This window comes from Paenibacillus sp. J22P143 (assembly GCF_059692035.1).
In genome coordinates, this window is the sequence record NZ_JCAUAQ010000002.1 from 412,023 (window position 1) to 428,617 (window position 16,595).

Consider the following 16,595-nt stretch of genomic DNA (forward strand, 5'->3'; position numbering starts at 1 on the left):
AACATTTATCTACTAGAGTCGTTCCCGCCGAACAAAAGCACGAAGCTCGTGACTTTCGCTGCTCCCTAATTCGAGAATCATTAGAAAATACAAATGAATTCGGATGAAATTACATGGGTGCTTAGAAAGTGATGAAGTATAATTTGAATACGCTTACGAAATCAATTGTTTAGGTATAAGGGGGGGCGTAAAAATCAGCCAGTCGTTTCTCTCCGGAAAGAGAAACAAAGTTCGAATTGAAGTTTCAGGAAATAAGGAAGGTGGGAAAAGTATGCTTAAAAAGCGTCTTATTAAGAAGATTTCATTGTATATGTTTCAGATATTAACTGCATTTGTAGTAGCTTTCGCAATGTTGATTCAACCAGCAGGTGCAGTTGTTGCTTCGACCAATTACACCCAAACCACGGAAACAATTGGTGGTGTTAATTATTCGGTCATCACCGTCACTTATTCCGGGGATGATGCGGGTCCCGCAGTTAATGAAGCTATAACAGCTGCCAAAAATGCCGCGAAACCGGTCATTTTGGATTTTCCGACAGCCACATATAACTTTAAGGATTCTTCTGCCTTGGATGCTCAATATTATATTTCCAATGCATCGACAGCAGCAGAATCACCAGGCGGGTGGAGAAAAGTTGGGCTTTTATTTAAAAACATCAGCGATTTGACGATACGGGGGAATGGGTCAACGCTAATGTTCCATGGTGTGATGACACCCATTGTATTTGACAATGCCATTAATGTGAACATGAATAATATTAGCTTTAATTTCAAGCGGCCGGTTATGTCTGAAATGACGGTGGCAGCAGTTGGCAGCAATTACATTGATATGGATGTACATCCGGATTCCTTGTATAAGTTTGTAAATAATAAGCTTCAATGGACAGGTGAGGTTGACATTAATGGCAACCCGACAGACAATTGGGTAGCGAGAGGGTACGCTAACGTCACTCAAGTGCAACAATACGATCCAAATACCAAAAAGACGTGGAGAACATCTAACCCTATTTCGGCCTCTACCAGTGCGCAGGATATGGGGAACAGAAGAGTCAGGTTTAATTACACCAGTGCCCCGAGCTTAACTGTCGGACAAACCTATCAGCTTAGAAACGACGCTCGTAAAGAAGAAGGCGCTTTCATTAATAGGAGCAAGGATATAACGTGGACAGGGGTAAACTTCTACGCTGCTCCAGGACTAGGCATCGTAGGCCAATATAGCGAAAACCTTGACTTTCAGCAACTAAATTTCGCACCAGAAATAGGCAGTGGGCGAACAAATGCATCAATGGCCGATTTTATGCAAATTTCCGGTTGTAAAGGCCAAATTACGGTTAACAATTCCAATTTCTTTGGGGCTCATGATGATCCGATCAATGTTCACGGTACACATCTAAGGATCGTCGATAAACCGGCTTCCAACCAGGTTAAGGTAAGATTCATGCAAAATCAGAGTTGGGGATTCGACGCTTTTGCGGTTAACGATACCATTGACTTTATTCAGGGATCTACGCTGCTTGCTGTTGGGAGCGCTGTAGTAAGCAATGTAACCCGGGTTGATGATTATAATATTCTTCTTACACTCAATCAAAATGTTCCGAGCGCGGTAACCGTCAATAATTACTATGTGGAAAACGCTACTTGGACTCCAGATGTCACAATTACGAATTCCACTTTTGAATCCGTTCCTACAAGAGGCATCTTGATGACAACTCGCGGGAAAGTTTTGATTGACAACAATACATTCAACCAATTGGTAATGAGTGCCATATTAATAGCTGACGATGCCAACAGCTGGTTCGAATCAGGCATGGTCAAAAACGTGACAATCAGCAACAATACGTTCAATAACACGGGCAATGCCGTAATCAGCATTGAGCCAAGCGTATCCTCGACGAACCCGGATCAAACCGTGCACAGCAACATTAGCATTAACAATAATACATTTAAAATGACTGGCGGAACTTCATCGATTTATGCCGGCAGCATTAATGGATTCAATTTTAAAAATAATCAGGTTCAAGAAGGCGGATTGCAGATTACCGCCAAAGGTTCAAAAACGGTGAACATTGCTGGAAATACATTTGCACAGAGTGGGGTATCCAAGAAGGTAACTCTGTCCAATATGTATACGGATACCGATACAATCGACCAGGCTCAAGGTTTTACGGTAACACGGAGCAACAATTATACGCCAATGGTTCCGGGTCCGAACGATATTCCGCAATCGCAAATGACAGCAACAGCAACAAGCCAGCATCCCGGTAATGAGGCTAGCAAAGTGCTGGACGGGGATAGTTCTACTATCTGGCATACTGAATGGTCTCCGATGACAAATCTGCCGCAGTCCATCACGATTAATCTTGGAGGCACTTATCAGGTTGCCAAGTTAAGATACCTTCCAAGACAAGAGGGCGGTTCCAATGGTGTAATAACGGGATACACCATTGCTACAAGTACGGATGGAGTTAATTATACCAACGCAGCATCAGGCACATGGGCGAATGACAGCAGTCAAAAGACAGCTGCATTTACACCCGCATCGGCTAATTATGTAAAATTAACGGCTACCAGCGGCGTTGGTAATTTTGCCTCTGCTGCTGAATTGAATATCGAACGTGCGGGAAGTATTCCTGTAACTGCAACTGCATCAAGCTCGTATAACTCAAGTTTTCTTCCTGCAAAAGCAGTTGACGGCGATTGGAATTCCAAATGGTCTGCAACGACTGGAAACAGCGGTGAGTGGTTGCAATTGGACTTTGGTTCCAATAAGACGTTCAATGAAGTGCTTTTGGGTGAATATCTAGATCGGATAACAGGATATAAGATCCAATACGATAATGGCAGCAGTTGGGTCGATTTTTACACAGGAACGACAATTGGCGCAAAAAGAACAATCGATTTTCCTGCCATTACAGCGCAAAAAATCAGGTTTTACGTAACATCGACTAAGATTGATTCTAACGGCTGGGGAAATCAGCCTAATATTACTGAGTTTGAAACTAATATGATCGTCGTGCCAGTTTCATCAATTTCTCTAAGCGGCGCGGGTGGTGCAAATGCGATAACTGTCAAGAATGGCACACTGCAAATGCAGGCTGCTGTTCTGCCTGCCAATGCAACAAACAGCAATGTAACATGGAGCGTCTACGAGGCTGATGGCGTCACGGCAACGGATAAAGCGACTATTGACGCCAATGGATTACTTACGGCTGCCAAAGATGGGACAGTGAAAGTGGTTGCGACAGCTGCGGACGGCAGCGGTGTACAAGGTTCCAAGACAATAGCGATAAGCGGACAAACACCGATTCCTGCAACTGCAACTGCATCAAGCTCGTATAACTCAAGTTTTCTTCCTGCAAAAGCAGTTGACGGCGATTGGAATTCCAAATGGTCTGCAACGACTGGAAACAGCGGTGAATGGTTGCAATTGGACTTTGGTTCCAATAAGACGTTCAATGAAGTGCTTTTGGGTGAATATCTAGATCGGATAACAGGATATAAGATCCAATACGATAATGGCAGCAGTTGGGTCGATTTTTACACAGGAACGACAATTGGCGCAAAAAGAACAATCGATTTTCCTGCCATTACAGCGCAAAAAATCAGGTTTTACGTAACATCGACTAAGATTGATTCTAACGGCTGGGGAAATCAGCCTAATATTACTGAGTTTGAAACTATAAGCGGACAAACACCGCTGATCGTGCCGGTTGCATCGATCGCTGTAAGCGGTGCGAACGGCGCGAATGCGATCACTAACAAGAATGGAACACTGCAAATGCAGTCTGCTATTATGCCTTCCAATGCAACAAACAACAATGTAACATGGAGCGTCTACGAGGCTGATGGTATCACGGCAACGGATAAAGCGACTATTGACATCACTGGATTAGCTACAGCTGTCAAAGATGGGACAGTGAAAGTGGTTGCAACAGCTGCGGACGGCAGCGGTGTACAAGGTTCCACGACAATAGCGATAAGCGGACAAACACCGCTGATCGTGCCGGTTGCATCGATCGCTGTAAGCGGTGCTGGAGGCGCGAATGCAATTACTAACAAGAATGGCACACTGCAAATGCAAGCTGCAGTTCTGCCTGCCAATGCAACAAACAGCAATGTAACATGGAGCGTCTACGAGGCTGATGGCGTCACGGCAACGGATAAAGCGACTATTGACGCCAATGGATTAGTTACAGCTGCCAAAGATGGGACAGTGAAAGTGGTTGCAACAGCTGCGGACGGCAGCGGTGTACAAGGTTCCACGACGATAACGATAAGCGGACAAACACCGCCTGCGCCAACGTTGCCTTTTGCAACGCTAACGGGTCCAGCCTCGGTTCAGAGTGGAGCATTATTCAGTACGAATGTAGGCTTTGGCAATCTGGTAAACAGTGTCAATTCCTCGGTATATGCAGCAGATATCACATTAAGCTTTGGAACAAATGGCATTGATTTTGTATCGGTGGAACCGTTGAAACCCGGATTCGCAGCGGTTGAGATCAAGGCTGACGTGGCAGGACAAATTAGAATTATAGCAGCAGCTCAAGGGGCAATGGGAGCATTAACGACAAGCGGAGATGTATTCAAGATCAATTGGAGATCGAGGTCGCTCCCACAGTCAACACAGGTCAACTTGAACCTGACCGATGCTACCGTTTCCAATGCGTTGGGTCAAGAGTCGGGAGCCGCATTGACTTCATTCATGGTATCGATTATCCCTGTTGATCGTACATCCTTACAAGCGGTGATTGACACAGCGCAGTCCGTATACGATCAAGCGGTAGAGGGTTCTCTAGCCGGTCAATATCCGGTAGGTTCCAAAGCTGTGTTGTTGTCTGCTATTAACGCAGCTAAAACCACGAACTCGGATCCTGCGGCTACCCAGCAGCAGATCGATAATGCGGCCAATACGTTAAACCAGTCGTTGCAGAACTTTAATCTGTTGATCATCCCTGTCTTGCCAGGAGATATCAATGGTGATGGTCATGTAAGTATTGGAGACTTGGCTATTGTAGCAGGGAATTATGGAAAGACCACGCTTAGTTTGGATTGGAATAAGGCTAAAATGGCCGACTTTAACCATGATGGTAAGATCGATATTATCGATTTAGCTGGTATCGCGCAACTGCTTCTAAACTAACAACCAATGTGACAGGAAAGAGAAAAGCGCAGCTTTTCTCTTTTCATTTCCCCATGTGTTTTATTACAATGATTTCGAACGCGACTCAGCAGCAGGTGGATAATGCGAAAGTCGCATTGGAAGCAGCAGTTCAGTTGTTTGAAAGTAAGCTAATAACCGCAGATATCAATGGCTTAGTTGCGGGAGCTAATTTCAATAGTCGTAAATCATGAAAATCACTATGATAAAAGTGTAGCAACGCAAAAAACTAGGGCGGTCATGGAATGACAAATTCAAAAAAACAATGGCAATGGATTACATAAAGTGACTCATTCCCTTTTTCAGATTGCACACTATCCATAGAGATAATAATACCCCCATGTTGATTCACAACCTGCTGGAGTTCGTCCTCGACAAATTCGGTTATACTCGAGCGTAACAGTGTTAGATAACGTTCATACAATCTTTTTGGATTGGAATAAACATAGGCCATGCTCCAAGCTTGGATGAGGTCCACTCCCCCTGCTGTGGGGAAGAATCCATAAGGTCCATGTAGTCGGAAGCGAATCAGTTGGAACCATAAAAGTACACGGATACCGAACCCAGAAAAAATCAATATAAAAGTCAAAAAACTGATAATAATGCCTTGTAAGATAAGTGCTATAATTATTTGAATTGATAGCGGCCACAGAGGCGATTGCATAGCATAAGGGAGTTTTGAATATGCATTTTCTGGTAAACCTATCGGATGGATTCCAATATGCGCACAGGTTAAATAAGGTGGAATGGAAATAAGTGTACAAGATAATGGAAACGGATTCATGGATGAGGGAAACGCAAATATCAAGAAAGTCGATTGGGTTAACGAATGTAAAAGATCGTTTCTTGCTTCACTATGGGGGATCCTCCTATTTTGATATTCAAAGTTCCCCCTCTTTAGGAACATGCATTAGGATATTTATTCCAGATGAAACGAGCTGATCTTTCTTGAATCTATTGATTGTTGAGGATGAGGCACCTGTCCGTAAACATATGAGGTGGATGTTAGAGGGCAGTGGCATTGAGGTATGGGAAACTGAAAACGGAAGAGATGCTCTGGATGTATTAAAGAGTACCGAAATAGACATAATGCTAACGGATATTCGCATGCCTATAGTGGATGGCATAGAGTTAATACAACAGTGCAAGATTCTCTATCCCCGGTTATGGTCTATCGTAATAAGCAACTATGCAGAGTTTAACCTTGCGCAAATGGCATTGCGTTATGGGGCGAAAAATTATTTACTCAAAGCAACCCTCAATAAGGAAAGTCTTATCTCCGAATTAAATCAAGCTTACGAAGATTTGCGAAATCAAGGTTTGGACAAAGGTCGTTTAGACTCAAATGAATTGCTAATGGTTCAAAACTCATTATTCTATGAATGGCAGCATCAACGTATCAGTTCGTCAGAATTAATCAAAAGATCATTGAAATTGAATGTCCAAGTCTTCCAATTCAAGGATCCCAAGTCGATGTTTACATTGCTGGAAGTGGATCGGTTTGCAGAGTGGTGTGAAACTAAATTCAACAATAAGACGGATCTTGCCATTTATGCTTTTATGAATGTAGCCGTAGAGGTCATTAAACAATTTCATCCGAAAAATGAATTATTCCATTTGGAAAACGCCAGATTTATAATTTTGGATTTCGATGAATGTGAGAATGAGAAACACGCAAAGAAGATGAAAGAAGTGCAGCTTGCTTTACAGCAATTTTTAAAACTTGATGCTTCTTTAATAACGGGATATGAATTTACAACCTTAGCTTCATTATTAGAGATGATCCGTAATTCGGTCAACGATATGACAAAGTTATTTTATTGTGGGCCAGCATGCCTAATCTCACAAAATGAGTTCGAGCCTGCTAGCAAAGATATTGATTTGTATTCTTTTTTTCAAAACATGGAGATGGAAAACGACAATAACTACTCGGTGATTTCCAATTTACCGATGTGGGTCGAGTCTTTTTTTGTTTTGATCCGTTATTTAAAGCGACCACCTAGTTCAGTTAAAGAAGACTTGAGGTTTCTGATTACTTTTATCGAGAAAAAGGGATATGCGGTTATAGAGGAATTGAAATCTGAAATAAGTTACAAACAAGCATATCGGTTAAGCGATTATAAAGCCATGTTTGAACGATGGTTAAATGAATATCATTATTTGGGCACACATCGGATAGAAATAGTAAAAGCATTAAACTATATCCATGAACATTATCAAAATAAGTTCACTTTGGATGATATCTGTAATCACATTTACATAAGTCGATCTCATTTTTCTAAGTTATTTAAAGAGCATCAGGGAGTATCCGTTAATGAATATTTGGAAGGGGTCCGCATGAAACAAGCCAGAGTGTTACTTCGAACAACGCCATTAACCATTAGTGAAATAGCCGATAGAATCGGTGTACAAGATATATTTTATTTCAGCAAACTATACAAGAGATATTATAAGGTTAATCCGAGTAAAGACCGGAATATGTTGTAGAGAACAGTTTACAAGATAGGAAGAAGGTAAGACTTCCTCCTTCCAACAAAAACTGATCTGATTTTACAAATGGCAAAGGATGAAATTCCATGTTTTTTTAATTGTTGACTACTTATAATAGGTTTAGTCTTAAAAAGACTTGGAGAAGCTCGAACCCATTTAATGGCGCAACCAGCGTTCAGGATTTGGGAACGTATCAGCTTAGCCAAAAGAAACATTGGTTAGACAAACTAAGTATCTAAACAACATTGTTGAACAAAATCATCGATTCATAAAGAAAATCACAAAACCAATGCTTGGTTTCAAAACGTTTCAGACTGCAGAACAGACGTTGAAGGGAATCGAGGCCTTGCATATGATTAGGAAAGGGCAGGCCGAAAATAATTCGTCTGTCCTAACTTCTGTTGAATGGCTCAATAAAATATTTGGTAAAGTGGCATGTTAAATTACAATTTGTTGGGTATTTGCTATCCATTTTTATTCTTGCACGACAACCGATTATTGATTACCTTTGTTTATATTGAGGTGCCGAGGAGGAGGATCTTTTGCAGAATGGGGGGATTCAAGAGCATCCATATATGATCCGAAATGAGTTCTTACGTAATGCGATGAACCGCCAAGTGTTACAATCACCTGAAGATTTTATTATGAAAGCAAATTCTATAGGTATTCGACTTACGACTGCAGAATATCATGTTATTTCGATAAGGTTTGATCGATTAGTTGAAGTGAAAGCAAGTTATGACAATCACGACTGGTGCTTGTTGAAATATGCAGCGCATACTATGGCCGTGGAGATTACGAATTCTTTAGCGTGTTTTTATGACACTGATGAATGTCTTGTCATTTTCGTGCAAACTTCCGATTTAGAATCAGCGATTGGAATTTGTCATGATCTACAGGTGAAATATCGGAAATATTTGAAGCTTTCGATCTCCGTCGGTATTTCGCAATCGCATGCTGTGCCATTCATCGCAGATGGCTATTTCGAATCGAAGCAGGCGTTGAAATACCGTATGATATCAGATGAAGGTATGGTTATGACTTTTCAAGCCGCCTGCCGCTATCGAAATACATGTTCAGATCGATATTTGAATCAGCTGTGGGCGCTTTTCGAACTTGAACATGCCCAGACGATCATTGATCGGCTCAAAGAATGGAACGAAGAGATCAAGAATGCTGGATTGCACGTAACGGCTTTGAATGCAATACAGAAAGAATTAAAGGTTTTTCTCTTAAGATATTTTGTTAAGGGGAGATTTGGCAATAATCATAATCTCCAGATAGGCAAACAGATTGATCAGATTGAGAAGGGGGATTCCTTTTACGAGAAAATGCAGCCGGTTTTCCAACTGTTGAACGACAAGATTCATCAAGGTAAGAGAGGGGGAATTGAAAGTCGCACAGTTGAGCAATCAATACAGTTCATGAGAGAAAATTTCAATCGAAATTTAACCTTATCTGCGATCTCGGAGCACATATATATGAATCCAGCGTATTTCAGTGTGATGTTTAAGAAGAAAACGGGCAAAAATGTTATTGTGTTTCTTACGGAAATTCGGCTTGATGCAGCAAAAAAGCTGCTTAAACATCCTGAACTGAAAGCTTATCAAGTAGCGGAAATGACAGGATTTAACGATGCGGCTTATTTTTCTAATCGATTCAAGAAATATTTGGGCTTTTCTCCACAGGAATATCGAAATATGCATCCGTAGTACGAAGTTTTCGGATGAAGTAATGACGAGTAATTAGAATCGTGCACCATTTTGCGAGTCAAAGTCTTACGAGAAAATTCGTAGGGCTTTTATTTTTTTTAGGAACCTGGCAAATAAGACAATATTACAAATGAGTCAAGCATTTGCTCCATTCCGAGTCCATTTGAAATAGAAGATAATATAACTATATTCAATCAATTTAATAGGAGGCAACCCGTGGAGAAGATCAATACACTTACTCAACCTGCAAAAAAGAAGTTTCGCCATGGATATTCATTGGAGAGACGCGAAAAGCAAGTCGGTTTCTTATTCGCAATCCCTAGTATTATTGGATTTTTCCTGTTTGTTTTGTTACCGATACTGGGAATTTTTTTCTTGAGCTTCTATAAAGTAGACCTCATGTCAGGGAATTTTTCGTTTGAGGGGTTGAAATATTATAGCAAAATGATTCATGAAGAAGATTTTTGGAAATCAGTTCAAAATACAGGCGTATATTTGGTGATTTATGTCCCATTGACCCTTGTACTGGGACTTGCAATGGCTTTAATCCTAAATGCCAAACTCTATATGAGAGGCTTGGTCAGAACATTTTTCATTATTCCTTATATCACCACTTATGTAGCAACATTAGTCGTTTGGAATGTTTTTTTGCATCCAACGCAAGGACCATTAAATAGTTTACTAATGAGCTTGGGTGTCACTTCGCCTCCGCAATACATGGTGGATACGCATTGGGCACTGCCTGTTCTTGCTATCATTGGAGCATGGAAAGACGTTGGTTATCATTGCATATTATTCCTAGCCGCGTTGCAAGCAGTATCGAACGATTACTATGAATCTTCTTCAATTGATGGAGCCAATCTCATGCAAAGATTCCGACATATCACGTTGCCGTTAATCTCGCCAACTACCTTTTTCCTTCTACTGATCACGATTATCGGCGGGCTTCAAGCTTTCTATCAAATGGCTTTAATGACCAAAGGTGGACCTGCATTCAGTTCAACTACACTTACCTATTATATTTACCGTTCCGCATTTGAGTTTTCTGATTTCTCCTATGCATCTGCAATCGGTGTATTCCTTTTCTTGATAACCTTATTGTTAATTTGGATCAATTGGATTGCACAAAAGAAATGGGTATTTTATCAATAACATGATAATGGGAGGAGGATAACTGTGAAAAGTGGATTTAATGTTCAACAAGGTATAAAATCACTTATATTTATCATAATTGGATTAATCTTTATCACTCCGCTGCTTTGGATGGTATCGACATCTTTTAAATTTGAAAGCCAAGTTTTTGAAAAGCCATTTGTCTTCTTGCATTTGGGACATATGAATTTTGAGAATTACAGAAACATTTGGCTCAACACGCCTTTTTTAACATGGTTATACAATTCTATATTTGTTGTCGTCTTTTCAGTGATATTCCGTTTAATTATTGCTGCATTTGGTGGATATTCATTTGGTTTTTTAAAATTCAAGTATTCAGGAGCTATATTTTTCCTGTTCTTAATGACCTTATTTGTACCGTATCAGCTTACCTTATTACCACAGTTTATTGCATTTCGTTTTGTTCATCTATTGGATACAAGGTGGGCATTAATCATTCCAAACATCTTAGACATTTTATCCATTTTTATGATGAGACAATTTTTTCTAAGTTTTCCTCGTGAATTAATTAGTGCTGCGTACATGGAGGGTAGCGGAATTACACGGTCTTTTTGGAAAGTAGCACTACCTTTAGCTAAAGTTCCATTGATTACACTAGGCATACTCAGTTTCTTTATGATCTGGGATCAGTTTTATCAGCCCCTTATTTTTTTGAAATCTAAAGATCTTTATACAATACCAATGGGCTTACAAAGTTTCCAAACTCAATTTGGTAAAGACTATGCACAACAAATGGCGCTGGCGTGCCTTGCCATTGTACCTGTATTAACTGTATTTTTAATTCTACAAAAACAATTTATCGAGAGTGTGACTTCGTCAGGAATTAAAGGATAACAGAACAGACAATTCTACAAATAAACCAAGCATTTATTCCATTCAGTATCAAATTCAGTTCAACATATAATAGAATTGTACAAAAACAAATTAAGGGGATGAAAACATGATCAAAAAATTATCAATTATTGCTGCATCTTGTGCGCTAGTTTTCACGACAGTTGGCTGTAGTTCCAAAAGCAGTTCGACGAGCAGTTCAAAAGAAAGTACTGTTGCAAGCTCGAAAAACACCGTGACACTTGAGGTATTGAATATTTCTGAGTACATGGATACACCGGAGTTTAAGGCTTTTATCGATCGCTTTCAAAAAAAATATCCGAATATTAAGATTGATCCGATCTCAGTCCCTCATGAACAATATATTAATAAACGCAATGTCATGCTAGCTAGCGGCTCAGTCGTCGATTTAGTATGGGGCAATGGTGTAGATCAGTTTGACGCGATTAATAAAGGATTCCTCATGCCAATTGACGAAGCAGCCAAAGAAGCTGGCGTAGATATGAGTAAAGATTTCGGTAATTTCAAACCGGACAAGGATGGGAAATATTATCGATTCCCTATTCAACAAAACAACTGGATGATGTATTATAATAAAAAAGTCTTCGATGATGCTAAGGTCCCCTATCCCGATGCTAAAGTGCCAATGACTTGGGACGAATATGCTGTCACCGCTCAGAAATTAACAAATAATGAAAGCGGTAAAAATAAAGTGTACGGCATGTTCTATAACAATTGGGGCATGTACTACTATGGTTTCGGCAGTCAATTAACGGACGGCAAGTTTTATTCCTCAGATGGTTTGAGCAATATTAATGCACCTGAATTCAAACGCAGCTTAGAATGGATGAATGATGTTATCAATGTGAAGAAAGCAGCAATGCCAGTAGCGGAATATATCTCCAACAATACAGATTTCTTATCTTATTGGAATGGGAATTACGGAATGGTTGTTGGTGCCCAATGGTATGCACAGTTAGCTGCGACGAAAAAAGACAAATTCCCACGTGATTGGAAAGCTGGAATTGCGCCAATGCCTGTACCTAAGGAAATGGCTGGAAAGCATATGAACTGGTCAAGCATCGATTCGTTGGCTGTTCCTAAAAATTCAAAACATGCCAAAGAAGCGTTGTTATTCGCTAAAGAATATGTTGCGGATTACACCTTGAGTACGGGAACCCTTCCAATGTATAATAAAGTTGACGCGAACAAGTATTATCAGGAACTAGCAGATAAATTGAAAGATGACGGAATTACTGTGGAACAAGTCAAATATCTGTTTGGCGGTGACACAAATGTAATTAATGTCGAAGAAAAACCAATTTTAGGTGCGCCATCTGAATATGAAGCAACCTTCTTGGATCAAATTACACAATATTACACTGGAAAAGTAACGGTGGATGATACTTTGAAAAATATTAAACAAAAAGTCGACAAAGTGATTCAAGAACAAAAAAATAAATAAGTAACTTTCTATGCCCGTCTGATTAGAGGCGGGCATAGAACTTTTACAAGGAGAAGAAGCATGATGTTGTGGAGTTACAAACGGTATTCAGGTCCTAAATCGGTTCAGCGCAGATTGATTTTTTTGCTAGTGGCCGTTTTCATTCCCTTATCGTTGGTACTCTTTTTTGTTTATCGATTTACGGAGCAAACTTTGGTGAGCAAGGTGAACGAGGTTAATCAATTCAGGATGGAACAAACATCTTCTCGTGTTCAAGATTTATTTCAAAGAATATTTATGGCTACAAATCTATTTATTAACGATAGGCAATTTTTAGGTTCACTTGAGGTGAAGGATCCTTTCGATATTGAGAAAAATAAAATTTATTTAGAAGCGATAGAAAGGCTACAATATGCTTTCTTTCTCAATGAAAAATATGCGGTAGTTCTACGTGACAACAACGGCAATATTTATCAATCGGACACATCTCGGCTGGGATTAAGAAAGGAACAATTGCAGGAACGGGTTCTAACAATCATGGACTGGGAAGAAGCTGATATTTTTTATAGTTTCAAATGGTCTATGATAGATTGTCCTCAAATAAATGGAGATTCCACAAGCTTTATTGTATTCACAAGATGGCTGTTTAACCCCGGAACTGCTACAAAAAAGGGGATGATCTCAATCGTTATCCCTATTTCATATATACAAGATATTCTAAAAAACGATGGGGGACATTATGTAATTGAAAATGAAAATCACGAAAGTTTGTTTTCAACTCAAATAGATGGTGATCAAAAAGTAGAGAAAATATCGAAAAGCACGAGTACTCACAGCATGAAGCAGCTAAATCCAACGAATTGGTACTTATATCAATTGGAAAGTACGGATTTTTTAAACAACCAGTTGAGATTGTTTAGTTTCGTTGTATTTATGACGATTGTAGTGATATTAATTATTTATCTTGGAATTATGGCAGTGGTACTTCAGACAACTAGAAAAATATTTAATCAAATACGATCCTTATCCAAGCAATTAACATCGAATTCACCCAATTTAACGATATCGATTCAATCCGATTACCAAATCGTTGAATTATCAGAAATACTTCGCCAATTGGTCCATAATCTGACGACCTCTCGTAAAAACTTTGAACTGGCTTCTACTGAAAAAAGGAAATTGGAAATGGAAATGCTTCAGCAACAAATGAATCCACATTTTTTATTAAATACATTAAGTACAATTCGATTTATTGCTGACTCCACCTCACAGCAAAGGATAAGTTCATTAATACTATCTCTTTCATTTCTTCTAAGACAGCAATTATATAGGGAAAATTCTCATTGGACGATGAAAGAAGAGAAAGAGTATTTACTTAGGTATATAGAGATACAAAATGCTAGATTTGGTGACGAATATAAAGTCGATATTCATTTTCAAGAGGAGATGATGGAAAAGGTTGTATTACGTATGCTTATACAGCCGCTCTTAGAAAATTGTTTTGAACATGCTTTTGCTGGTAAACCAACCGGATGGATTCAAATATTCGCACAGTTTAAAGAGGGTGGAATGAAGTTAACCGTTCAAGATAATGGAAACGGATTTATAAATAGGGAGACACAAAAATCGAGAAAATCTATTGGGTTAGCGAATGTAAAAGATCGATTGTTGCTTCACTATGGGGGCTCCGCATATATTGATATTCAGAGTTCCCCATCAATAGGGACTTGCATTCAGGTATTTATTCCAGATGAAACGAGCTGACGCTTGGATGAAGCTTTTGATTGTTGAAGATGAGGCGCCTGTCCGTAAACACATAAAGTGGATGTTGGAGGGCAGTGGCATTGAGATATGGGAGTCGGAAAATGGTAGAGATGCATTAGATGTATTAAAGAATAATGCCATGGACATTATGCTGACAGATATTCGCATGCCTATCGTGGATGGTATAGAGTTGATACAACAGTGTAAGATTCACTATCCCCGGTTATGGTCAATTGTAATAAGCAACTTTGCAGAGTTTGACCTTGCTCAGATGGCTTTGCGTTATGGGGCGAAAAATTATTTACTTAAAGCAACTATCAATAAGGAAAGCCTTGTCTCCGAATTAAATCAGGCTTACGAAGATTCGCGAAATCAAAGTTCGGACAAAGGAAGTTTGGACTACAATGAACAGTTAATGGTTCAAAATTCATTATTTTATGAATGGCAGCATCAGCGTATTAATTCGGCTGAATTAATCAAAAGGTCAATGAAACTAAACGTCCAAGTCTTCCAGTTCGAGGAACCCCAGTCGATGTTTACACTGCTTGAAGTGGACCGATTTTCTGAATGGTGTGAAGAAAAATTTAACAATAAGACAGATCTTGCCATATACGCTTTTATGAATGTAGCCGTAGAGGTCATTAAACAATTTCATCCTAAAAATGAATTATTTCATTTAGAAAGCGCTAGATTTATACTTCTGGATTTCGGTGAATGCAATAGGGAGAAGCACACTGAGAAAATGAAAGAAGTTCAGTTTGCGTTGCAGAAATTTTTAAAACTGGAATCTTCATTAATAACGGGATATGACTTCACTACGTTAGATTCATTATTTAAGATGGTCCGTCATTCGGTCAACGATATGAAACAATTATTTTACTGCACGCCAGCGTGCCTCATTTCACCAGTTGAGTGCGAATCTACAAGCAAAGATATAGATTTATATACTTTTTTTCAAAACATGGAGATGGAAAACGACAACAACTACACCGCAATTTCAAATTTGCCGATGTGGATCGAGTCCTTTTTTGATTTGATCCGTTATTTAAAGCGTCCGTCTAGTACGGTTAAAGAAGATTTAAAATTCCTGATCACTTTTATCGAGAAAAAGGGATTTGCAGTCCCGGAGGATTTGAAATCGGAAATAAGCCACAAACAAGCCTTTCGGTTAACTGATTATAAATCCATATTTGAACGATGGCTAAATGAATATCATTATTTGGGCACACATCGGATAGAAATTGTCAAAGCTTTAAACTATATCCATGAACAATACCGAAACAAATTCACTTTGGATGATGTCAGTAATCACGTTAACATAAGTCGGTCTCATTTCTCTAAACTATTTAAAGAGCATCAGGGCGTATCCGTTATTGAATATGTGGAAGGGGTTCGGATGAAACAAGCAAGGGTGCTTTTACGGACAACTCCACTCGCCATTAGTGAAATTGCCGATAGAATCGGTGTTCAAGATATATTTTATTTCAGTAAACTATACAAGAGATTTTACAAAATTAATCCAAGCAAAGACCGGAGTATGGTGTAAAGCTAGTTCGACAGTTCTCAAATTCGCCCGAAAAATCGAGGTACAAGTACCAAGTGGGCTCCACAATCTGGAACAGGTGCTGAGAAGGGATCGTTTCTTCGATTCTACAATCCTTGGAGTAGCAAGGTGCAAGTCGAATCCACGAATGGAGATGCAATATTGGAAGGAGCACTAATAGAGTTGGAAACTGTGCCAGGCGAGACGATTACAATGGTACCTTTGAAGTAGGTAAACGCTAGTCAAGCACCTTTAAAAATATAAACATTGACCCTCAGCTCGAAGCTGTGGGTTTCTTTTTTTTGCATAGTGTTGTCAAAATTACTCGAATCTTCCGATTTACTACTGATGTAAAAAGTCAAGATACTGCATGCATCGAAGAAAATAATCCATGTACGCAATATAGCGTTATTGAGTAGGCTTATAGGAGGGGGGATGCCATGAATCCGAACTTTTTTGGGGGATTTATAAAGCAATAGA

General features: G+C 39.4%; 9 protein-coding genes and 1 pseudogene. All 10 read left to right on the top strand.

Going from position 1 to position 16,595, the window contains the following annotated elements:
- The first annotated feature begins 271 nt into the window (after window positions 1–271).
- Window positions 272–5,140 (top strand): discoidin domain-containing protein, encoded by a 4,869-nt coding sequence (locus AC58PQ_RS05625; protein WP_497240975.1) that lies wholly within the window; start codon window positions 272–274, stop codon window positions 5,138–5,140.
- A 68-nt stretch (window positions 5,141–5,208) separates the two neighbouring features.
- Window positions 5,209–5,352, top strand: coding sequence for a hypothetical protein (locus tag AC58PQ_RS05630; RefSeq protein ID WP_497240976.1), 144 nt, complete (start codon window positions 5,209–5,211; stop codon window positions 5,350–5,352).
- A gap of 754 nt (window positions 5,353–6,106) precedes the next feature.
- The gene (locus AC58PQ_RS05635) at window positions 6,107–7,645 is read left to right on the top strand and encodes a response regulator transcription factor (protein WP_497240977.1); all 1,539 of its coding nucleotides are present in this window, start codon (window positions 6,107–6,109) and stop codon (window positions 7,643–7,645) included.
- 220 nt (window positions 7,646–7,865) lie between these two features.
- Window positions 7,866–8,090, top strand: a pseudogene (locus tag AC58PQ_RS05640) (DDE-type integrase/transposase/recombinase); the annotation flags it as partial.
- A gap of 100 nt (window positions 8,091–8,190) precedes the next feature.
- The gene (locus AC58PQ_RS05645) at window positions 8,191–9,360 is read left to right on the top strand and encodes a helix-turn-helix transcriptional regulator (RefSeq protein ID WP_497240978.1); all 1,170 of its coding nucleotides are present in this window, start codon (window positions 8,191–8,193) and stop codon (window positions 9,358–9,360) included.
- Between the two features lie 216 nt (window positions 9,361–9,576).
- Window positions 9,577–10,512 carry a carbohydrate ABC transporter permease gene (locus tag AC58PQ_RS05650; RefSeq protein WP_497240979.1) on the top strand — a complete coding sequence of 312 codons (936 nt, stop codon included), beginning with the start codon at window positions 9,577–9,579 and terminating at the stop codon, window positions 10,510–10,512.
- A gap of 24 nt (window positions 10,513–10,536) precedes the next feature.
- Window positions 10,537–11,367, top strand: a complete 831-nt coding sequence (locus AC58PQ_RS05655; RefSeq protein ID WP_497240980.1) for a carbohydrate ABC transporter permease — start codon at window positions 10,537–10,539, stop codon at window positions 11,365–11,367.
- Between the two features lie 106 nt (window positions 11,368–11,473).
- Complete coding sequence (locus tag AC58PQ_RS05660; protein ID WP_497240981.1) at window positions 11,474–12,829, top strand: ABC transporter substrate-binding protein; 1,356 nt, start codon at window positions 11,474–11,476, stop codon at window positions 12,827–12,829.
- Window positions 12,830–12,889: 60 nt separating this feature from the next.
- Window positions 12,890–14,572, top strand: a complete 1,683-nt coding sequence (locus AC58PQ_RS05665; RefSeq protein WP_497240982.1) for a sensor histidine kinase — start codon at window positions 12,890–12,892, stop codon at window positions 14,570–14,572.
- Entirely contained in the window at window positions 14,559–16,118 is a 1,560-nt protein-coding gene (locus AC58PQ_RS05670) for a response regulator (protein WP_497240983.1), read from the top strand. Before AC58PQ_RS05665 ends, AC58PQ_RS05670 begins: the two co-directional genes overlap by 14 nt.
- Window positions 16,119–16,595 lie beyond the last annotated feature (477 nt).